Below are 18,870 nucleotides of genomic sequence, written 5' to 3'. Positions count from 1 at the left end.
GCTCTTCGCGCCTACCTCATGGGCTGGTGGGTTTCTGCGCTATGCGTGACAGGTTGCATTCCGGTGGCCTTAAGCAATTCCGAGGGAGTTGGCTCTGTCCGGGCCCTGGTCCGGTTAACCGACGCCCACCTGTATATACAGGTCCTCGGGAATGAGAGAACCGCACGGTTGCCGTGGTTCCCGCCGCTTATCTTCTTGAAATCTGGCGATTTTGCCGGCGCTGCGCGTGGGCTTCGACACGGATTGGGGTCAGCCCGACAGGCATGCCACGATGATCGTCATCGTCATCATCTTCGTCGTCATATTTCATCAACATGATGGAAATGCCGAACTGAACCCCCGCAAAGACGATGCCGTTGAAGAGCCACAGCAAGAACACCGCGAGCAGCCCGACATCGGTATGCGTCACCAGATGCCACAGGTTCACGATATTGAAATAAAGCAGAAGCGTCACAAACACCGCCGACAAGGCGAACCCGATGGCTGTTTGACGGATGTACATTTTGATCAGGTCGGGCATGCGCCACCTCGTGTCTGTAAATAACAGATAGGACGCTGGACCAAGATATCAAAGCGCTCAATCCGCGCAGCCAAAGGTCAGAACGCCTCTGGCCGTGCCTCGCGCGCCATGTGATCCAAAACGGCATTGACGAATTGCGGTTCCTTGCCCTCGGGAAAGAACGCCCGCGCAACATCCACATACTCGTTGATGATGACCTTGGGCGGTGTTTCCGTTGCCACAAGCTCGGCCCCTGCTGCGCGGAACAGCGCCCGCAGCGTTGGATCAATCCGCGCGATAGGCCACTTCGCCACAAGGCCCCGATCGGTCATCTGGTCGATCTTGGCCTGCCAGTTCACCGCTTCCTCAGTGATCCGGCGAAACAGGTCGACATCGCCTTCGACCAATTCTTCACCATCGACCTGCGCCAGCCCGAACCGATGGTCAAGGAATTCTGCCGCCACCTTGTCGACCGTCTGGCCCGACTGTTCCATCTGGAACAGCGCCTGCACGGCATAAAGCCGCGATGCCGACCGTTTCTGGCGTTTCTCATCCACCTTTTTCGGCGGCTTGGCAGCAGGGCTCATGCGATGTTCGGGTCCTTGATGTCACCAGCGATCTGGTATTCGTCCTTGGCGGGGACAAACCCCACCCCCTTGCGGGCAGAGCCCCATTTACGGCTGAGCGCGATCAGGTGCAAGGCAGCAGCCGCAGCCCCGCCGCCTTTGTTCTGACCGTCCGCCTCCGCCCGCGCTTCCGCCTGCGCCATGTTCTCGACCGTCAAAATGCCATTGCCGATGCACAGACCCTGCAGCCCAAGCAGGGTCAACCCACGCGAGCTGTCATTGCACACCGTGTCGTAATGCGTGGTCTCGCCACGAATGATACAGCCCAGTGCAACGTACCCATCGAAATTCGACATACGTTCTGCAATGCCGATAGCCGTCGGAACCTCCAACGCGCCGGGAACCTCGACCAGCTCATGTGTGCTGCCACATGCCTCGATCTCGGCCCGCGCACCGGCAATCAGCTGATCCGCGATGTCCTTGTAATAAGGCGCAACGACTATCAAAAGCTTAACAGGCTTGTCGAATATGGGCCGTGCCAACGTGTAATGTTCAACGGACGCGGCCATCAACCCAGCTCCGAAATCTTGCGCGTGCCAACGATTTCAAGCCCGTAGGCATCCAGGCCGACAACTTTCGGTGTCGGGGAATTTGTCAGCAGCGTCAGTTTCGATAATCCAAGCGACGACAGGATTTGTGCCCCCAACCCGTATTGCCGGAGTGTCTTGGGCGACACCTCGTCCCCAACGTCGAGCTTCATCGACGTGTCACGCAGCAGAACCACAACGCCTCGGCCTTCCTCGGCAACGGCTTGCATCGCGTGCTGGAATTCATCCGCCCGGCCCTTTGGCCCCGTTCCAACCACATCCAGCATTGGATCCAGCGCGTGCATCCGCACCAGCACCGGATCATCGCCCGACAGATCGCCCTTGCTCAGCACGATATGCTCGTCGCCATGGGTTTCGTCGGTGTAAATCCGCATCTGCCAGTCACCGCCGAATTCGGACGTGATGGTCTCTTCCTTGCGCACGCGCACAAGGTTGTCGTGGCGACGGCGATAGGCGATCAGGTCGCTGATCGTCCCGATCTTCAAACCGTGCCGCTGCGCAAACGCCACCAGTTCCGGCAGACGGGACATTGACCCGTCTTCGTTCATGATCTCGCAGATCACACCCGCCGCGTTCAACCCGGCCAGACGCGACACGTCTACCGCCGCTTCGGTATGACCCGCGCGGACCAGCACGCCACCATCCTTGGCCCGCAACGGAAACACATGCCCCGGCGTTGCAATATCCGGCGCGCCTTTGGTGCCGTCGATCGCCACCGAAATGGTACGCGCCCGGTCCGCCGCAGAAATCCCGGTGGTCACCCCTTCGCGGGCCTCGATCGACACGGTGAACGCAGTTTCATGCCGCGACGAATTGTTGGTCGACATGAGCTGGAGCCCCAACTCTTCGATCCGCTTCGACGTCATGGCAAGGCAGATCAGCCCACGCCCGTGGGTCGCCATGAAGTTGACCACGTCCGGTGTTGCCCATTGCGCGGGAATCACCAGATCGCCTTCGTTTTCGCGATCCTCATGATCGACAAGAATGAACATCTTGCCGTTGCGCGCATCTTCGATGATCTCTTCCACCGAAGAGATTGCGTCTTTCCAGTTCTCTTCGACCGGACCGGGGTTTTCAAATGTCGTCACGCGGACCTCCGTCATTGCCCTTGGGCACTTAAAACACGGCGTTGCAATTGACCAGTAGAACGTCCCGTACGGATCATCAGTACGGTGCGACACAGCTACCAGTACAGTTCATGCCAGACTGCGCTCAAATCGACGAAAAAGCAGCGAAAACCGGAGTTTTTGGGCCGGAACCGCATGAAATACACTGTCGGACCGGACAGATCAGTCGAAAATATCTTCGATCACGTCAAACGCTTCTTCGAAAAACCGCCGCGCCAGTGTCTTTCGCTTCTTCGGCTTTTTCTTCTTCGATTCCTTTGCATCACGATCCCAGGCGGGAAAAGGCGCTGGCGCTGTCTTGGGTCGGCTCACATGCCGATGCTGTGTCGCACCCGGCTTCTCTGTTACCTCGGCGCGGAGCATCTTCATGTCGTGCAAAGGTGCGCCGCAGGCCGAACAGCTTAGCTCATGCCGGGTTTTCCCTGTCAAAACAAGGGCCGCACGGGTTCCGCAATAACAGCAGGTGGCGATTTTCGTTCCATGGGGCATGGCGTCTCCTTCGTCAGGAATATTGGCACGCCATGCCCTGACCGCAAGTTCACGCCCGTGCGGCGTAAAGCGCCACCGCCGCCGCGTTCGACACGTTCAACGACCCGAAGGCCCGCGCGAACGGAATTTTCACCAAGGCGTCACAGGTTTCCTTTGTCTTGGGCCGCAACCCCGGCCCTTCGGCCCCGAGCACCAGCGCAATCGGCCTGTCGCGGACCGGAGCAAGCGCCTCATCAATCGTCTGCTCCGCCTCGCCATCCAGACCGAAGATGACATAACCCATTGATCGCAAACGTTCCATCGCGTCAGCAAGGTTGCGCTCCCGCAGATATGGCTGGCGTTCCAACGCGCCCGACGCTGTCTTGGCAAGGGCACCCGTTTCCGGCGCGGAGTGATGCAACGTGCCCACAACGGCGGAGGCGCCGAACACTTCCGCCGACCGCAGAACAGCCCCCACATTGTGCGGATCGGTCACCCGGTCGAGCATGACCACACGCGGAGGCCCGTCAGGGCCGCCAAGTGCCACATCCTCGAGCCGTCCCCAATTCAAAGGTTTCACCTCAAGCGCGGCGCCCTGATGCACCGATTGCGGATCGATGGGCGCATCAAACCTGCGCGGATCGCTTATTTCGGGTTCGATTCCAGCGGCTTCGATGGCATCGGCCAGTTTGTCCATCGCATTGCGAGTCACCACCAAACGCAGCCTCTCGCGGTTCGGATTGACCAGCGCGTCGCGCACCGCATGCAGCCCGAACAGCCACACGGTTTCAGCCGCAGCCGCCTTCTTGGACTGTTCCTTGGCCACCACCCATTTCGGTTTTTTGACCATAACAGCCCCTTTCTTGTCCCGGTTTTTGTACCTGTCGCTTGATGGGATTTTCCTGTTGACGCCGCAAGGGGGCAATTGTAATCACCCGCTCACGCCAAGGGCAGGGTCCTTGGCCAAGTGGGCGACAGGCCGCAAGGTGTGGCAGGGGACTGTAACTCCCTCGCGGAGACGCACGCCTGGTTCGATTCCAGGGTCGCCCACCACTTTCCTCCGATGGCTAATGTGAAAGTGATGCATGAGCTTGCACTCGCAAGCATTTGACTTTCATGGCGGTTGCAGCCCTAATCCTGACATGACCGAGATTGATACGCTTCGCACCAAAGCCCGGCTCTTGTTCGATGCGGCCGTCACAGCCGCAGACCCTGCACGCGCTGTCAGACGCGGGTTGACCCAATCACCGCTTCCACCCGAGGCCCCTGACGGAAGAACATTCCTGATCGCCATCGGCAAGGCCGCACCGGCCATGTTGCGCGAAGCCATGGCAGCCATGCCGGACGCCCATGTCGCCCTTGCAGTCACCCATCACGAGAACGACGCGACCCTCGACGGGGCCGAGCTCCTGCGCGCGGGACACCCCGTACCGGACGAGGCTGGCGCACGTGCGGCGCAACGGGTGATGGAGATGTTGACTGAAGCGACCGAAACCGACCGTGTTGTTGCCCTGATCTCGGGGGGCGGCTCTGCATTATTGCCGGCGCCTCCGCCAGGCGTCAGCTTGTCCGACAAAGCGCGGTTAAACGGCCTGCTGCTGTCTGCGGGGCTTGACATCGTGCAGATGAACCTTGTGCGTCAACAGGTGAGCCTGCTCAAAGGTGGCGGCTTCGTCCGCTACGCCGCTCCGGCCCCAGTCTATGCCTACCTGCTGTCCGATGTGATCGGCGACGATCTGCGTGCCATCGCTTCTGGCCCCACGGTCAGCCCGATTGGAACAGCAGCCGAGGCCATTGCAACCCTCAAATCCGCAGGGATCTGGGAGGCAGCACCGGCTTCGATTCGCACCCATCTTGAACAGGCACAACACGGGACACCGCCTCCCTTGCCCGACGTAACAAACACGCTCGTCGGATCGAACCGACTGTCGCTCGAAGCGATGTTGGACAAGGCGCGGAACATCGGCGTCACCGCCCGCATCGTCAGCGATGCCCTGACCGGTGACGTGGGCGATGCGGCCAAGGAGGTTCTCGCCGAACTCATCGCCCGCCCCGAACCCACAGCGCTGCTTTTTGGGGGGGAAACGACGGTCAGGCTCACCGGCACAGGGCGGGGTGGGCGCAATCAGGAACTGGCCCTGCGTGTTGCAACACAAGCCCCTGAAATGACCGCAAAATGGGTCTTCCTGTCAGGCGGCACCGATGGCCGCGACGGCCCGACCGATGCCGCAGGCGGAGTGGTCGATTCAGGCACCCTGCCCCGGATCGCAGCCGCAGGTCAGGACGTCACAGCACTCTTGGCGAACAACGACAGCTACGCGGCGCTAGCAGCAGCCGGTGACCTGTTGATGACCCGCGCCACCGGCACCAATGTAGCGGATGTTCAGGCCTTGCTGATCGCGCCCTGACGCCCTGCAAACCGTTGCAGGGTGACACCGGCGTCGGCCAGTGCGCTGCGCACGGTGCGGGCGATCTGCACCGCTGTTGCGCCGTCGCCATGCAGACAGATCGTGTCCACCGCCGCTGAAATGTGTTTGCCGCTTTCGGTGATGATCGCACCGGCCTTGACCATATCGACCATGCGCTGCCCCGCTACATCCGCATCGTGAATGACCGCACCCGGCAGGCTCCGATCCACCAGAGTCGCGTCGTCATTATACGCCCGATCCGCGAAAATCTCGCCCGCCCAGCGACAGCCCAGCGCCTCAACCGCATCCTGCTGCTGTGTCGCGGCCAGCACCATGATGATGATGTTCGGATCTACCGACAACGCCCCTTCGTAGCAGGCCGTCGCCATCGCCACATCCTCGGACGCCATATTGGCCAGCGCCCCGTGAAGCTTCAGATGCCGCACCTCACCGCCAACGGAACGCGCCATCGCTTGCGCCGCACCCAATTGATATCGCACAAGATTTTGCAAGTTGTCATGGCTCAGATGCATCCGCCGCCGCCCGAAGCCCTGCAAGTCAGGAAAGCCCGGATGCGCACCAATGCCAACGCCTTTGGTCACCGCAAGACCCATCGTCTGCGCCATCACGTCCGGGTCACCCGCATGAAACCCGCAGGCGACATTGGCCGAGGTGATCACCTCAAGAAGCGCCGCATCCGATCCCATGGGCCACGTTCCAAAGCTTTCCCCCATATCCGCGTTCAGATCGACATGCATGGCTCACTCCTTTTCATGCGGGGTGTCACCAGCCGTGACCCCACTGATCAATTGATAGCTCAGCAGATCGCGGATCTGCGATGGATCGCGCACCAATGGCACGCAAAGTTTCGGCAAGGCGCGCAAGTGCTCGCGCATCTTCCGCTCGGCCTCGAGCGCCTCATCCCGCGACACGAAACGGAATCGGACGGTACCGCCTGACGGGGTCTGCACCGCCCGCGGAAGATCTGCGGGAATCACTGTCGCGATCCGCGGATAGCCCCCGGTTGTCTGGCTTTCGCGCAAAAGCAGGTAGGGCGTGCCATCGCCGGTGATCTGAATGTCGCCAGGAACAATCGATTCCGACAGGATGTTCAGCCCCGCGCTGGTGGCAAAGCCCTCACCTGCGGAATCAAGCCGCAAGCCCATTCGGTTGGCGCGGGCGTCCCGCGTAAACGTGGTCTCGGTAAAACGGTCGCGCGTGGCCGGATCAAAAAAGGCGGTTTGAAAGCTTTCCACCAAGCGGAGTACGCCACCATCGAACCGGCTGTCCTGCGGCAGGCAAAGCCCGACGCCGCTGCGCGTGTCTTCACCCACAGGCAGGCTGTCCCCCGCCTGCACCGCCGTCCCGACCCCAGCCGCCAGATGCGCGGATCTCGACCCAAGCTGCAAAGGCAGGTCGAACCCGCCGCCAACATGCAGATACCCGTAACTGCCGGCCGTCACACCGCCGATCTCAAGCCGTGACCCGGCTGGAAAGGCATGGGACGCGTTCCAGACAAGCGGTGCGCCATCCAGTGTCGCTCGCATCGGCGCGCCGGTCAGGGCAATGCGGAGCGGTTCGGTTGCCTCGAAGACCCCACCGGACCCGGGTAATTCCAATGCGGCGCACTCAAGCGATTGCCCCAGCAACGCCGCCCCCTCGGCCAAGGCCAACGGGTCCGCCGCGCCACCGCGAGACACACCAAAGGCGCGATACCCTGTGCGGCCCTGGTCCTGCACCGTGGCACCCGGCGCGATGCGATGCACGTGCAGCGCCCGGGTCATCGGATCGCCTCGATCACGGCGCCACCGTCGGGATCATTTTTGTGCCGCTCCAGCACATCGGGACTGGCCTTTACGAACTGCACCTCATCCCCCGGACGCAGGAAAAAGGGCGTGTCGTTGTCGGCCCGGAAGAGCCGCAACGCGGTTTGCCCGACGTGGCGCCACCCCGTCGGGTTGGCCACCGAGAACAGGACGAACTGTCGGATCGCCACCACCAACGCGCCTTCAGGCACAGCCTTGGTCAGCGCAGTCTGGCGCGGAATATTCCAGGCTTCGGGCAAAAGGCCCAGATAGGGCTGGCCGGGGGCAAATCCGATAGTTTGCACCCGCACGCGCGCCTGGGACAATTGGGCGATGGCGTCATCGACAGTTAGCCCGGCCGCCTGTGCCGCTTCCTCAAGCTGTGGCGCAAGATCGGTGCCGTAGACCGTAGGCACCCGGATGAACCGCCGCCCCTCTGGCATGGGCGCTGCGTACCAGTCCTGTTCGGCAAGAAGCGCTGTCAACTTGGCGGTCACAACCTCCAGGCTCAGATGCAACGGATCAAACTGCACAAAGACCGACACCAAGGACGGCGCACATTCTTCGATACCGTCGATCCCTGCACGTGCGACCGCCGCTGAAAAGGCCAGCGCCGCGCGATTGCCCGGCTCGGTCAGCACATCGCCAAAGCTGACCAGCACACCGTTCAAACCCGCGGAGCGGATTATTGGATCAAACGAAGAAGACGTCTCAACTGCCATGTCCAAGCGGTATCATGCAGGTCGGCTGAGACAACCCGTTAGTGCAGCCTATCCGTAGATGCCGCCGCCTGTGCAGCCGCTTCGATCGCGGCTTCGATGTCTTCAGGATCGTCCGAGGGCACCGCGTAATTCCCGTTCAGCCAGCGTGCCAGATCAACATCGGCGCAGCGTTTCGAACAAAACGGGCGGGAATCGGGGCTCGTTTCTTTGCCACAGATGGGACAACTCATGTCAGCACCTCGCTCAGGGACAGTCGGTCACGTTTGCGTTGTAACTCGATATGCCCCAGCGGAGTCCACCCCACGAACACGGTTTCCACGCTGTCGCGCTTGAGCGCCGAGCGCAGAGCGCTTTCGATCTGGCGGCGGTCTTTCTTGGCTGTTGGAGCAGGATCAATCACGATCTGCCCGCCAAGGCCCCGCAACCGCAACTGGCGCGGCAGGTCTTTGACCGCGGCAAGGTTCGCCTTGAGACCCGCCGCCGGGCTAGTGTCACCGCCTGTGTTCACGTCCACCGCCACAAGCGCCCGTGTCGGCTCGATTGCCATCGACGCCGATCCGCCCAAGGGCACATCTCGCGCCTTCAAACCGTCGAGCACATCCAGAATGCCGTGTCGGTCGAAACTGCCATCGGCACTGTCGATCTCGGCCTTGTCCGTCCATTCGCGCCACGCGAGCAGATGCGGCCCATCGCCAAGGATCAGCGTTTCCGCGTCGCCCGTGGCATCGGCCATCACCTTGACGGCCAGATCGGCCATCGCCGCGATGTCGTCGGCGATCTCGTCCGCATCGGCCCCTTCGCAAGAGGACCTCAGGATCAGGCCGAACCCATCGGCATCCATGATCTCATGGGCAATCGCCAACAAGTCTTCGCGCGCATCTTCGTCCTTGATCCGGCGCGAGACGTTGATCCCCGGCGCGTCCGGCGTAACGATGGCATAGCGGCTTTTGAAGAGTACCTTGTTCGTCACGGGAATTGCCTTGCCCGGCTCGGCATAGCCGGTGACCTGCACCAAGAGTGCCTGACCCGGCGACAAGCCATTGACCTGCCGCACAAAGGCTGACCCGTCGGGCGTGCGCAGGAACATCCCGCCCTGCCCCTTCATCGGACGTTCGCAAATCGCGCGATAGATCGTGCCCGGTGCGGGCTGGTCCGTGTCGAAGAACAGATCTTCGACCACTCCATCCACCATCAGCGCCGCGGCCTCGCGGTCTCCGACGTGATCCAACGCAATCAGACGACCCTTCATTCCGACACCCCGTATAGCGGATAGCCTGCAGCCACGAGCAGGTTAGCGGTTTCCGCCAGCGGCAATCCGACCACGGCACTGAAGCTGCCGCTGATCCACGGCACAAAGGCTCCTGCCGGGCCTTGGATGGCATAGCCTCCCGCCTTGCCGCGCCAGTCTTCACTGGCAAGGTAGGCATTCACCTCGGCATCGCTGAGCGATTTCATCTTCACCTGCGTGACCACATCCCGTTCCCAAAGCTTGTCGCCCCGCCGGACAGCCACCGCCGTCACAACCCGATGCCTGCGCCCGGACAACGCATAAAGGAACTGCGCGGCTTCGGCTGCATCCGCTGGCTTACCCAGAATGCGCCGCCCCAAGGCAACTGTGGTGTCCGCAGACAGAACGATCTCGTCGTCACTTGCGGGAATCGCCAATGCCTTCTCACGCGCAAGACGCACGCAATAAGGACGCGGCAACTCACCGGGGCGAGGATCTTCGTTGATATCGGGCGGGCGGATGTCATCCGCCTCCACCCCGATCTGAGCCAAAAGCTCCCGCCGCCGGGGGCTGCCGGAGCCAAGGATCAGCTTCACGGAACGCTTACTTGAAGCGGTAGTTGATCCGACCCTTGGTCAGATCGTAGGGCGTCATTTCGACTTGCACCTTGTCGCCTGCAAGAACACGAATCCGGTTCTTGCGCATTTTGCCTGCCGTGTGCGCGATGATCTCATGGCCGTTTTCAAGCTCGACCCGAAATGTCGCGTTAGGCAGGAGTTCCTTGACGACACCGGGAAATTCGAGCGTGTCTTCCTTGGCCATGGTTTCTCCTTCACTATCCGCCCCGTCATAGTGCGAGGCGCGCTACTAAATGGGGCCAAACGCCCAATTTATCAAGGCCTATTCAGCCGAGTTTCCGCGCTGCGGCAATCACGTCACGTCCCGTCTGGTCGTCCCAGTGCTTCCGGTTGAGCACCACACCATCCGCACGCACATGGGCAATCTGCGCCAGATCGACATCGGCATAGGTCCAACCTGGCTGGTTCAATGTGCCTTCCGCGATCACGCCCGTGGCTGGAAACCCGGTATCGGGTGGGCCGAAAATGCCGCCCATACCCGTGTTCATGTCCACCGCTTCGGACCAGTCGCAAGCACCGACGGTTGAGGACATGATCGTAACGCACTGATTCTCCAACGCCCGCGCCATCGCGCCAATCCGCACCCGCGAATACCCGGTCAGTGCTTCGGTACAGGATGGCACAAGGATCAGATCCGCATCGGCCATCGCCCGCCCGAGCAAAGGAAACTCACTGTCATAGCAGATCAGGATGCCGATTCGACCCAGCGCCGTGTCGAACATGTGCAGCGGCCCACCGGCCACGACATTCCACTCTTCACGTTCGAATCGCGTCATGATTTGCTTGTCCTGATGGTCCATACTGCCATCCGGCGCTAAGATTCGGGCGCGATTCACGGGACGCTCCCCAAGCTCGGGGTCGAAGACCGGGGCGGAGGCTGCGAGAATATACACCCCGAACTCCTTCGCCAGCTTCGCATGCAACGCATCCGCCTCTGCGATCCGGTCTGACACCGCCCTGAGCGACGCCTCCAGATCCAGCGCGACATCGCGCCCGGCAAGCGTCGCCAGCTCCATCGCGCCGTATTCCGGGAACACCAGTAGGTCGGCACCGGCACCCGCCGCCTCGCTCACCCATCGCGTCAGCTTTTCCTCATAAGCCCTCCAAGATTCGAGGAAATCCATTGGATACGCTGCAGCCGCAACTCTCATTTCTCATCCTCCGTCAACGCCCGAGTCCAGACCTGCAACGGCTTCCGCGTTGTCTCGGTCTCGCCGACGTCTTTCCATGAAAACCACGCGATGGCCCCATCCAACGGCGCATATCCCCGCTTGCGCCAGAACCCATCCAAGGGCCGATACCCGTCTGGCCGCAACGGATGATCCAGAGGCCGAACCACCCCGCAAAAGGCAGACACCGTGGCCCCCAATTCACGCCCATGCGCCTCGCGCAGGTCAAAGAATCGGTGGCCCACACCACGCCCGCGATACTCCGGTAAAAGAACCGACTCGGCACAATAGAAGATGTCGTTCAGCGCCAGTCCGGTTCCATCAAAGGCAGCCGCAAAATCATCGGCGTGATCCGCCATCGGCGTGCCTGTCGCCGCACCGACCAGCCGATTGCCATCAAACGCGCCCACAAGGATCGCCGCGTCCGAGGTCCGATAGGTCTCCAGATACCCGCGCTCATACTCCAGATCGCCGTCATAAAGATACGGCCAGTCCCGAAACACCCGTATGCGCAGCACCGCCACATCGTCCAGAGCCGCGTCCAGCGCCTCTCCGGTCAGTGCCTCGATCCGCATCACGAGACCTGTTTGATCCAGTCGCTGAGGTTGTAATAGGTCACGACGCGGCTGATCTTGCCATCGGTCAGCGAAAAGAACGACCCTGCAGGCAGGCGATAGCCCTGCCCCTTGGCCTCGGGCAGCCCGGCATCCGTGGTCAGATAGGTGCCGTTCACCATGTATTCTGCCGCGCCGCGCGCGCCATCTTCAGCGACAAACACCACCATCTCGGTCAGCGTTTCGTCATAGCACCGCGCCATATGCCCGCAGAACTCTTCGAACGCCGCGCGGCCGATCCGCACATTGCCCTCGTTCACATGATGCGCCACGTCCTCTGTCAGGCAGTCCAGCATGCCCGCAATGTCCTTGCGGTTGAACGCATCAAAATATCGCTCGATTGTGGCGCGGCTCATAGCTGCCCTCCCCATTTGCGTTTCAAGTGATCGACAAGCTGATCGCGCGTCTGCCGATAGGAATTGAGCTTCTGCTCGCGCGTCTCGCCGAGCCCGGTCGGGTCCATGATCGGCCAATACTCCACCGTCAGATGATAGAACCGCGTCAGATCCAGCGCCCGCCGTTGCGAAGCCGGTGACAGGGCCACGATCAGATCGAACCCGGACAGCGCCTCACCGTTCTCTTCCAACTCGTCGAAAGACCGTGACCGATGGCGGCTTAAGGCAACTCCGATCTCGTCGCAAACCGAGATCGCGAAGCCGTCGATTTCGAGGTCGTTCATCACGCCGACCGATTGCACATAGGTCTCGAAGCCATAGAGCTTCTTCATGATCCCCTCGGCCATGGGAGACCGAACCGCATTGTGATCGCAGCAAAACAGAATCGACTGCGGCAGCGCTTTCAAACCTCAGCCCCCGAAATGCAGGACGCAGACCAGGGTGAACAGGCGCCGTGCGGTGTCGTCATCTACCTTCACCTTGCCGTCGAGCCGTTCCTGCAGAATGCGCGCGCCTTCGTTGTGAATACCGCGTCTCGCCATGTCGATGGTCTCGATCTGGCTTGGCGGCAGGGTTTTCACCGCGTCGAAATAGGATTTGCAGATCTGGAAATAATCCTTCACCACCTGCCGGAACGGCGACAGCGACAGGTGAAATTCCGCCGCCTTCTCATGGCTTTCGGTGGTGACATCAAAGACCAATCGTTTGTCCCGAATTGACAGCCCCACGTTATATGGCCCCTGCGGAACCGGACGCCCGTCGCGGTCGGGCAGTTCAAACGTGTTGTGCTCCATCAGGTCGAACATCGCCACGCGGCGTTCCTGTTCGATCTCAGGCGTGGGCGGGGGCAGATTGCCGTCGTCCAGTTCGATATGGGCAATGCGTGTCATGGGCCGTCTTCCTTGATCTGCGCCCCTCCCTAACGCGCGTTGATATTCCGTGCAATCTGGCCTTTGGCCTAACTGCGCGTTTCGTCCTTGTCGGGTAGCAGACCATAGCGGGCCGCAACGCGCCAGACATGCGGGGGCACCATGTTCTTGATCCGCGCCGGCTGGGCCCGCCGCAGATGCAGAATCGTCTCGATCGCCTTCATTTCGACGCGCGCACGGGCAAACTCTAATCCACGAGGCCCGGTGCGCGGCTGCAACCACGCCACGATGGGCCGCACCCAGTCAGGCATCCGCCGCAGAGGCAGCCCGCCCGCCGCGCGCTCGGTGTTGACCATGAAGCCTTTGACCGCCGCCTCGCGCTTGCCCTTGTCGGTCAGATCGCGTCGCACCACCCGATCACCCAGCCGGTCCAGCACCGCAGCCCCGCGCGCATTGCGCACGATGAGCCACTGGTCACCGTCACCGCCCATGTAGCCCACGGTGATGTCCGCCAGCCGGTTGGTGTAATCAACGCAGGTCTTGCAGGTCATCGGAAAGAAATCCGCCGGCAGGTCCGACAACGGCAGCTTGAGAAACGGCACAAAGCGCGGCTTGCGCCCATCGTCAAACCGCAACTCCACCCGGTAATCCGCGCGGAACTCAAGATAAGACACGGTCTCCGGCCTGTCGTCGAGTCGCGCGAGGAAGGCGTGGAAATTCTCGGTCGTGGTGTTGTCCGAACAGGGCGTGCCGATCACCGTGATCTCGTCGAACCCCAGCTCCGCCTCCAGCTCCCGCAGCGCATAGACCTGGCAGGGCACGCCAACGACGGCGATCCGCCGATGCCCAGCCTCCCGAGCTGGCTCCAGCAGCGCCAACAGCGGCCCGTACCCCATGCGCATCCCCCGGCACTGGGCCATTTGCTCGGCCTCGGTCACGATGACGGGCATGGGCTTCCAACGATCCAGCGGATCAGGCGCGGTCGCCAGCACCGCATCCACCGCCCCTGCCCGTAGCAATTCTGCGGCCAATCCGGTGGTCAACCCAGTCCACTGCGCACCCTCGGCGGCAGGCTCCAGCCGCGCGCGGTACATGGCCTGCGCCACACCAAAAAACGCCTCATCACCCACGCCAGCCACACGTCCATGCAAAGACCGCTCAAGGCTCTCGTAATCCGGCTGAATGAATTGGCAGGCCCTGCCACAGCCACGGCCATCACCAAGGCGCGACACACCACAATCGGTACACAGCCCCGCCCGCGGCGCGCCACCGATCTCGGGAACTGTCAAGCCTATGCGACCACCGTCCATGTCAGACTCTCCATGCAACAATATGTCAACTTTAGTTGACAGTTCAGCGAAATGCGAGTCAACACTTCTTCTTTTTCCAAATACGCAAATGCACCGGCGCACCGCCCGGCCAAAGCGTCACGACAACACACGCCCGAAGACGTCGCCGAAGGCGTAAGGACGAGAAACCCTGAGCGCAATTCTATTGCGCTCAATCCGAAAACCGATTTCCACTTTTCGGATTGAGCGCCTAGCGCACCTTCAGCGTCGCCAACCCGATCAGTGCCAAAATGAGCGAGATGATCCAGAACCGGATCACGATCTGCGGCTCGGCCCAGCCCTTTTTCTCGTAGTGGTGATGGATCGGCGCCATGAGGAACACGCGCTTGCCGGTCCGCTTGAAGTAGAGCACCTGGATGATCACAGACAGCGCCTCGACCACGAACAAGCCGCCAACAATGGCCAAAACGATCTCGTGCTTTGTCGCCACCGCAATCGCACCCAAGGCACCGCCCAGCGCCAAAGACCCGGTATCCCCCATGAACACCGCAGCCGGCGGCGCGTTGTACCACAGGAACCCAAGGCCTCCGCCGAACAGCCCGGCGGTAAAGATCAGGATCTCGCCTGTGCCGGGCACGTAATGTACGTCCAGATATTCGGTGAAGTCGACACGGCCCACCGCATAGGCGATCACGCCCAGCGTGCCCGCCGCGATCATCACCGGCATGATCGCCAAACCGTCAAGCCCGTCCGTCAGGTTCACCGCATTGGCCGCACCGACGATCACGATCACGGCAAAGGGCACAAAGAGATACCCAAGGTTGAGCAGCGTGTCCTTGAACACAGGGAACGCCAACTGGTTCGTCAGTTCTTCGGGATGGTATTGCGCCGCCCAGTAACCTGCGATCGCCGCGATCAGAAACCCCAGCAAAAGCCGAACCTTACCGGACACACCTGCGGTGTTCTGCTTCTTCACCTTGGCATAGTCATCGGCAAAGCCAATCAGCGCAAAACTCATGGTGACAAACAGCACCATCCATACGAACGGGTTGTCCAGCCGTGCCCAAAGCAGCGTTGATGTCAGCAGCGCGCCAACGATCAACAACCCCCCCATGGTGGGCGTACCTGCCTTGGAAAAATGCCCCTCGGGTCCGTCGCTGCGGATCGGCTGACCCTTGCCCTGCCGTTTGCGCAACACGTTGATCAACGGCCGCCCAAACAGGAAGCCAAAGATCAGCGCGGTCAGGAACGCGCCCCCGGCGCGGAACGTGATATAGCGAAAGAGGTTGAAGAAATCCCCCCCGTCCGACAGTGCGGTCAACCAAAACAACATGAACTTTTCATCCTTCCGCCTCGTCGCGCGCGCTGCCTTGGCTCATATTGCGGATGGCGTCAACCACACGCGCCAGCCGCATCGACAGCGATCCCTTCACCATCACCACATCCCCAGCATCAAGCTGGCGGGGAAGCCGCGCCGCCATGTCGTCCGAAGTCTCAAACCACAACCCCCGCTGCGTGTCGGGCAGCGCCTCGTGGAGGTGCCGCATCAACGGACCAACGCAATGCACCTTGTCCAGCGCCTTGGTGTCCGGCAGATCCGCAAGCGCGGCGTGCAGGTCTGGCCCGGTCGGCCCCAGTTCTTTCATATCGCCCAGCACCGCGATGCGGCGTCCCTTGCTGACCCGCCCCACATCATTCTGCACCGGGGCTGCCGCCAGCACCGCCAAAGCCGCCGCCACCGAGGCCGGGTTGGCGTTATAGGCATCATCGAACAGCGCCAGTGTCGCCTTCGGATCGGTGGAATCGAGGTGGATCGTCACATGTGCCCCGCGCCCCGCGCCGGGATGCCAGCGCCCCATCGCCGCAAGCGACAGCGCCCGGTCCAGCCCCAGCACCTCGGCCACCGCGAGAACCGCAGCGCCGTTGATGGCGAAATGCCGCCCTGGGGCGTCGATCTTGTAGAGCATCTCACCGCCGGAAAACGCCGCCTGAGCCACGCTGCACGCATCCTGCGCCCGGACCGAAGTCACACGCATGTCGCAGCCGTCGGATTCCCCGAAAGACACGCTGAGGTCGCCGATTTCTTCGGCCCGGGCCTGCAGAATACCGCTGGTCGGCAGGTCGCCATTCCAGATCGCCACGCCATCCGGCTCCAAACCGTCGAAGATCGACGCTTTCTCGTGCGCGATCCCTTCGATGCTCTCGAACGCCTCCAGATGCGCAGGGGCCACAATGGTCACGATGGCCACATGCGGCCGCGCCATGCGGCTCAGCGGAGCAATCTCGCCAGGGTGATTCATGCCGATCTCGATCACCGCGAATTCGGTGTCGCGTGGCATCCGCACCAGCGTCAGCGGCACACCCCAATGGTTGTTATAGCTCGCCTCAGCCGCATGGACCTTGCCATGCGAGGCCAGAACCGTGCGCAACATCTCTTTGGTCGAGGTCTTGCCGACCGACCCGGTCACGCCAACCACCTTGGCCTTTGTCCGCGCCCGCGAGGCACGGCCCAAAGCCTCCAGCCCTGCCTGCACGTCCTCCACGACCAGAAGCGGCGCATCTTCGGCCAAACCCTCGGGCACACGGGACACTAAGGCAGCTGCAGCGCCCTTCTCCAACGCTTGTTCGACGAAATCATGCCCGTCGCGCGCCGCCTTGAGCGCGACAAACAGGTCTCCCGGCTGGATCGTGCGCGTGTCGATGGACACGCCTGTAGCCGCCCACTCCCCGGTCACGCGACCGCCGGTCGCCTCTGCCGCCTCTGCGCTTGTCCAAAGCGTCATGCCAATTTCCCGTCCAAAGCCGCAACCGCCACGCTGGCCTGCTCCACATCGTCAAACGGATAGACCGTGTCACCCACGATCTGCCCGGTCTCATGCCCTTTGCCGCAGATCAGCAGCGCATCACCCGGCCCCACCGCATCCACACCACGCAGGATCGCCTCGGCCCGGTCGCCCACCTCTGTCGCCTCGGGCGCGCCTTCCAGCACCGCCTCGCGAATAAGCGCAGGGTCTTCGCTGCGCGGGTTGTCGTCCGTGACAATCACCTGATCGGCGAATTCTGCCGCTGCGGCCCCCATCAGGGGCCGCTTGCCCGGATCCCGGTCGCCGCCCGCCCCGATGATGGCCACCAGCCGCCCCATCACATGCGGGCGGATCGCCTGACAGGCGGTCGCCACCGCATCCGGCGTATGCGCGTAATCCACATAAACCGCCGCCCCATTGCTGCGCGTCGCCGCCAGCTGCATCCGTCCCCGCACAGTTTCCAGCTCTGGCAGGACCGCGAACACCCGATCCGGCGTCACGCCGCTCGCAATCACCAGACCGACGGCAACCATGACGTTTTCCGCCTGAAATCCACCCACGAGGTTCAACCGGGTCTGAAAAGTCTCACCGCCAAACTTGATCCGCACATCCTGCCCGGTGGCATCAAAGCGCTGACCCAGCAGCACCATATCGGCAGCCGTGTCGCGCCCGACGGTCATGATCTCCTGCCCCCGCGCCCGCGCGATGGCCAGCATATCGACGCCCCGCGCATCATCGATATTGATCACCGCGATCCCGTCCTCGGGCAGCACACGCGCAAAGAGCCCCGCCTTCGCGTCGAAATACGCCTCGAAGCTGTCGTGGTAATCCAGATGATCCTGGGTGAAATTGGTGAACCCCGCCGCGCGCAGGTTCACACCATCGAGCCGCCGCTGGGCCAAGCCATGCGAGGACGCTTCCATCGCAGCATGGTCGATTCCGGCGTCGGCTGCGCCCGCCAAAGCGCGGTGCAAAGTGATTGGCTCCGGCGTGGTGTGCATCAATGGTGCTTGCCAGTCGCCCTCTACCCCGGTTGTCCCAAGATTAACCGCCGGTATCCCCAGCAACTGCCAGATCCGCCGCACGAAACTGGCGACGCTGGTCTTGCCATTGGTGCCGGTGACCGCGACCACTGTGTCAGGCTGCTTTTCGAACCAAAGCGCGGCGCAGAACGCAAGTGTCTGACGCGGATCGGCAGCAATCACCACCGCCACAGGTGACGCTGCAAGCTCTTCCCTTGCGATCTCGGCGCCTTCCATATCCGTCAGAACAGCAGCAGCACCCATACGCAACGCGTATTGGATGAACTCCCCACCATGCACCTTTGTGCCCGGCAGCGCCGCGAACAGATAGCCTTCTTTGACATCCCGGCTGTCCACCGCAAGCCCGGTCACAATTGCATCCGCGCGGCCGCGCGCCGTCAGACCCAGCTCGCTCAGGCTTTTGCCCTTTGCTGCCATGACGACCCCCTCGTGTCCTGTGCCCCGCAACCGGGGCAATCGCCCTCAGTTCGAGGTGTTGATGATGCCCGTCAATTGCAGCGTTTCGACCTCCGGGCGCAAGCCCAGAAGCGGTGCGACGCGACGGATCATTTCGGCAGCCACCGGAACAGCCGTCCAACCAGCGGTGCGGCGCGGTTTGGTTCCGCTGGTTTCAACCGG

23 protein-coding genes and 1 tRNA gene are annotated in these 18,870 nt (G+C 62.0%); 2 read left to right on the top strand and 22 right to left on the bottom strand.

All coding sequences use genetic code 11. The features are described from left to right. Nucleotides 1–187: 187 nt before the first annotated feature. The 6 genes from JJ869_RS07030 to rlmB all read right to left on the bottom strand — a co-directional run bounded on the left by JJ869_RS07030 (nt 188) and on the right by rlmB (nt 4,118). Nucleotides 188–520: a hypothetical protein gene (locus JJ869_RS07030; RefSeq protein WP_292265563.1), complete on the bottom strand. Its 333-nt coding sequence runs from the start codon at nt 518–520 to the stop codon at nt 188–190. Between the two features lie 77 nt (nt 521–597). Further along, entirely contained in the window at nt 598–1,086 is a 489-nt protein-coding gene (nusB, locus tag JJ869_RS07025; RefSeq protein ID WP_292265562.1) for a transcription antitermination factor NusB, read from the bottom strand. Further along, nucleotides 1,083–1,634: a 6,7-dimethyl-8-ribityllumazine synthase gene (locus JJ869_RS07020; protein WP_292265561.1), complete on the bottom strand. Its 552-nt coding sequence runs from the start codon at nt 1,632–1,634 to the stop codon at nt 1,083–1,085. The genes nusB and JJ869_RS07020 overlap by 4 nt, the downstream gene beginning before the upstream one ends. Further along, nucleotides 1,634–2,776, bottom strand: a complete 1,143-nt coding sequence (gene ribB, locus JJ869_RS07015) for a 3,4-dihydroxy-2-butanone-4-phosphate synthase (RefSeq protein ID WP_292265560.1) — start codon at nt 2,774–2,776, stop codon at nt 1,634–1,636. Before ribB ends, JJ869_RS07020 begins: the two co-directional genes overlap by 1 nt. Before the next feature lie 186 nt (nt 2,777–2,962). Next, nucleotides 2,963–3,289 carry a hypothetical protein gene (locus JJ869_RS07010; RefSeq protein ID WP_292265559.1) on the bottom strand — a complete coding sequence of 109 codons (327 nt, stop codon included), beginning with the start codon at nt 3,287–3,289 and terminating at the stop codon, nt 2,963–2,965. 49 nt (nt 3,290–3,338) lie between these two features. Next, nucleotides 3,339–4,118: a 23S rRNA (guanosine(2251)-2'-O)-methyltransferase RlmB gene (gene rlmB, locus JJ869_RS07005; RefSeq protein ID WP_292265557.1), complete on the bottom strand. Its 780-nt coding sequence runs from the start codon at nt 4,116–4,118 to the stop codon at nt 3,339–3,341. A gap of 119 nt (nt 4,119–4,237) precedes the next feature. On the opposite strand from rlmB, the gene JJ869_RS07000 reads away from it, so the two are divergent. Beyond that, a tRNA-Tyr gene (locus tag JJ869_RS07000) sits at nt 4,238–4,321 on the top strand. Nucleotides 4,322–4,410: 89 nt separating this feature from the next. Next, the gene (locus JJ869_RS06995) at nt 4,411–5,676 is read left to right on the top strand and encodes a DUF4147 domain-containing protein (RefSeq protein WP_292265555.1); all 1,266 of its coding nucleotides are present in this window, start codon (nt 4,411–4,413) and stop codon (nt 5,674–5,676) included. Here the strand turns inward: JJ869_RS06995 and JJ869_RS06990 are convergent. The 16 genes from JJ869_RS06990 to JJ869_RS06915 form a co-directional block, all read right to left on the bottom strand. Next, the gene (locus tag JJ869_RS06990) at nt 5,652–6,434 is read right to left on the bottom strand and encodes a 5-oxoprolinase subunit PxpA (RefSeq protein ID WP_292265554.1); all 783 of its coding nucleotides are present in this window, start codon (nt 6,432–6,434) and stop codon (nt 5,652–5,654) included. The two genes, JJ869_RS06995 and JJ869_RS06990, sit on opposite strands and share 25 nt — an antisense overlap. Before the next feature lie 3 nt (nt 6,435–6,437). Beyond that, a complete protein-coding gene (locus tag JJ869_RS06985; protein ID WP_292265552.1) occupies nt 6,438–7,460 on the bottom strand; it encodes a biotin-dependent carboxyltransferase family protein in 1,023 nt (340 codons plus the stop codon). Beyond that, nucleotides 7,457–8,203, bottom strand: coding sequence for a carboxyltransferase domain-containing protein (locus tag JJ869_RS06980; protein ID WP_292265551.1), 747 nt, complete (start codon nt 8,201–8,203; stop codon nt 7,457–7,459). The genes JJ869_RS06985 and JJ869_RS06980 overlap by 4 nt, the downstream gene beginning before the upstream one ends. Nucleotides 8,204–8,241: 38 nt before the next feature. Continuing rightward, the gene (gene yacG / locus JJ869_RS06975) at nt 8,242–8,433 is read right to left on the bottom strand and encodes a DNA gyrase inhibitor YacG (protein ID WP_292265549.1); all 192 of its coding nucleotides are present in this window, start codon (nt 8,431–8,433) and stop codon (nt 8,242–8,244) included. Then, entirely contained in the window at nt 8,430–9,452 is a 1,023-nt protein-coding gene (locus tag JJ869_RS06970; protein ID WP_292265548.1) for a ribonuclease E/G, read from the bottom strand. Before JJ869_RS06970 ends, yacG begins: the two co-directional genes overlap by 4 nt. Next, nucleotides 9,449–10,027 (bottom strand): Maf family protein, encoded by a 579-nt coding sequence (locus JJ869_RS06965; protein WP_292265547.1) that lies wholly within the window; start codon nt 10,025–10,027, stop codon nt 9,449–9,451. Before JJ869_RS06965 ends, JJ869_RS06970 begins: the two co-directional genes overlap by 4 nt. Before the next feature lie 7 nt (nt 10,028–10,034). Beyond that, a complete protein-coding gene (gene infA, locus JJ869_RS06960; protein WP_005978431.1) occupies nt 10,035–10,253 on the bottom strand; it encodes a translation initiation factor IF-1 in 219 nt (72 codons plus the stop codon). An 82-nt stretch (nt 10,254–10,335) separates the two neighbouring features. Further along, on the bottom strand, nt 10,336–11,220 hold the full coding sequence (locus JJ869_RS06955) for a carbon-nitrogen hydrolase family protein (RefSeq protein WP_292265546.1): 885 nt from the start codon (nt 11,218–11,220) through the stop codon (nt 10,336–10,338). Next, on the bottom strand, nt 11,217–11,813 hold the full coding sequence (locus JJ869_RS06950; protein ID WP_292265544.1) for a GNAT family N-acetyltransferase: 597 nt from the start codon (nt 11,811–11,813) through the stop codon (nt 11,217–11,219). The genes JJ869_RS06955 and JJ869_RS06950 overlap by 4 nt, the downstream gene beginning before the upstream one ends. Beyond that, nucleotides 11,813–12,208 (bottom strand): ketosteroid isomerase-related protein, encoded by a 396-nt coding sequence (locus JJ869_RS06945; RefSeq protein ID WP_292265542.1) that lies wholly within the window; start codon nt 12,206–12,208, stop codon nt 11,813–11,815. Before JJ869_RS06945 ends, JJ869_RS06950 begins: the two co-directional genes overlap by 1 nt. Further along, the gene (locus JJ869_RS06940) at nt 12,205–12,654 is read right to left on the bottom strand and encodes a low molecular weight phosphatase family protein (protein ID WP_292265540.1); all 450 of its coding nucleotides are present in this window, start codon (nt 12,652–12,654) and stop codon (nt 12,205–12,207) included. Before JJ869_RS06940 ends, JJ869_RS06945 begins: the two co-directional genes overlap by 4 nt. A gap of 3 nt (nt 12,655–12,657) precedes the next feature. Continuing rightward, complete coding sequence (locus tag JJ869_RS06935) at nt 12,658–13,137, bottom strand: UPF0262 family protein (RefSeq protein WP_292265538.1); 480 nt, start codon at nt 13,135–13,137, stop codon at nt 12,658–12,660. A 68-nt stretch (nt 13,138–13,205) separates the two neighbouring features. Continuing rightward, nucleotides 13,206–14,426, bottom strand: a complete 1,221-nt coding sequence (locus JJ869_RS06930; protein ID WP_292265536.1) for a Coenzyme F420 hydrogenase/dehydrogenase, beta subunit C-terminal domain — start codon at nt 14,424–14,426, stop codon at nt 13,206–13,208. 229 nt (nt 14,427–14,655) lie between these two features. Continuing rightward, nucleotides 14,656–15,738, bottom strand: a complete 1,083-nt coding sequence (gene mraY, locus JJ869_RS06925; RefSeq protein WP_292265534.1) for a phospho-N-acetylmuramoyl-pentapeptide-transferase — start codon at nt 15,736–15,738, stop codon at nt 14,656–14,658. A 7-nt stretch (nt 15,739–15,745) separates the two neighbouring features. Further along, on the bottom strand, nt 15,746–17,188 hold the full coding sequence (gene murF / locus JJ869_RS06920) for a UDP-N-acetylmuramoyl-tripeptide--D-alanyl-D-alanine ligase (RefSeq protein WP_292265533.1): 1,443 nt from the start codon (nt 17,186–17,188) through the stop codon (nt 15,746–15,748). Then, the gene (locus tag JJ869_RS06915) at nt 17,185–18,669 is read right to left on the bottom strand and encodes a UDP-N-acetylmuramoyl-L-alanyl-D-glutamate--2,6-diaminopimelate ligase (RefSeq protein WP_292265532.1); all 1,485 of its coding nucleotides are present in this window, start codon (nt 18,667–18,669) and stop codon (nt 17,185–17,187) included. The genes murF and JJ869_RS06915 overlap by 4 nt, the downstream gene beginning before the upstream one ends. Nucleotides 18,670–18,870: the final 201 nt, after the last annotated feature.

The organism is Marivita sp., from assembly GCF_017643905.1.
Taxonomy (GTDB): Bacteria; Pseudomonadota; Alphaproteobacteria; order Rhodobacterales; family Rhodobacteraceae; genus Marivita.
The sequence above is the reverse complement of the archived record's forward strand: the minus strand, read 5'-3'. Positions and strand labels throughout refer to the sequence as shown.

What these genes read in the sequence shown, in the direction of transcription:
- JJ869_RS06915 (WP_292265532.1), bottom strand. Translation starts at nt 18,669, where the DNA reads ATGGCAGCAAAGGGCAAAAGCCTGAGCGAGCTGGGTCTGACGGCGCGC.
- nusB (WP_292265562.1), bottom strand. Translation starts at nt 1,086, where the DNA reads ATGAGCCCTGCTGCCAAGCCGCCGAAAAAGGTGGATGAGAAACGCCAG.
- infA (WP_005978431.1), bottom strand. Translation starts at nt 10,253, where the DNA reads ATGGCCAAGGAAGACACGCTCGAATTTCCCGGTGTCGTCAAGGAACTC.
- JJ869_RS06985 (WP_292265552.1), bottom strand. Translation starts at nt 7,460, where the DNA reads ATGACCCGGGCGCTGCACGTGCATCGCATCGCGCCGGGTGCCACGGTG.
- JJ869_RS07020 (WP_292265561.1), bottom strand. Translation starts at nt 1,634, where the DNA reads ATGGCCGCGTCCGTTGAACATTACACGTTGGCACGGCCCATATTCGAC.
- JJ869_RS06935 (WP_292265538.1), bottom strand. Translation starts at nt 13,137, where the DNA reads ATGACACGCATTGCCCATATCGAACTGGACGACGGCAATCTGCCCCCG.
- JJ869_RS06990 (WP_292265554.1), bottom strand. Translation starts at nt 6,434, where the DNA reads ATGCATGTCGATCTGAACGCGGATATGGGGGAAAGCTTTGGAACGTGG.
- JJ869_RS06930 (WP_292265536.1), bottom strand. Translation starts at nt 14,426, where the DNA reads ATGGACGGTGGTCGCATAGGCTTGACAGTTCCCGAGATCGGTGGCGCG.
- rlmB (WP_292265557.1), bottom strand. Translation starts at nt 4,118, where the DNA reads ATGGTCAAAAAACCGAAATGGGTGGTGGCCAAGGAACAGTCCAAGAAG.
- JJ869_RS06995 (WP_292265555.1), top strand. Translation starts at nt 4,411, where the DNA reads ATGACCGAGATTGATACGCTTCGCACCAAAGCCCGGCTCTTGTTCGAT.
- JJ869_RS06980 (WP_292265551.1), bottom strand. Translation starts at nt 8,203, where the DNA reads ATGGCAGTTGAGACGTCTTCTTCGTTTGATCCAATAATCCGCTCCGCG.
- JJ869_RS06955 (WP_292265546.1), bottom strand. Translation starts at nt 11,220, where the DNA reads ATGAGAGTTGCGGCTGCAGCGTATCCAATGGATTTCCTCGAATCTTGG.
- JJ869_RS07030 (WP_292265563.1), bottom strand. Translation starts at nt 520, where the DNA reads ATGCCCGACCTGATCAAAATGTACATCCGTCAAACAGCCATCGGGTTC.
- yacG (WP_292265549.1), bottom strand. Translation starts at nt 8,433, where the DNA reads ATGAGTTGTCCCATCTGTGGCAAAGAAACGAGCCCCGATTCCCGCCCG.
- ribB (WP_292265560.1), bottom strand. Translation starts at nt 2,776, where the DNA reads ATGACGGAGGTCCGCGTGACGACATTTGAAAACCCCGGTCCGGTCGAA.
- JJ869_RS06945 (WP_292265542.1), bottom strand. Translation starts at nt 12,208, where the DNA reads ATGAGCCGCGCCACAATCGAGCGATATTTTGATGCGTTCAACCGCAAG.
- murF (WP_292265533.1), bottom strand. Translation starts at nt 17,188, where the DNA reads ATGACGCTTTGGACAAGCGCAGAGGCGGCAGAGGCGACCGGCGGTCGC.
- JJ869_RS07010 (WP_292265559.1), bottom strand. Translation starts at nt 3,289, where the DNA reads ATGCCCCATGGAACGAAAATCGCCACCTGCTGTTATTGCGGAACCCGT.
- JJ869_RS06970 (WP_292265548.1), bottom strand. Translation starts at nt 9,452, where the DNA reads ATGAAGGGTCGTCTGATTGCGTTGGATCACGTCGGAGACCGCGAGGCC.
- JJ869_RS06950 (WP_292265544.1), bottom strand. Translation starts at nt 11,813, where the DNA reads ATGCGGATCGAGGCACTGACCGGAGAGGCGCTGGACGCGGCTCTGGAC.
- mraY (WP_292265534.1), bottom strand. Translation starts at nt 15,738, where the DNA reads ATGTTGTTTTGGTTGACCGCACTGTCGGACGGGGGGGATTTCTTCAAC.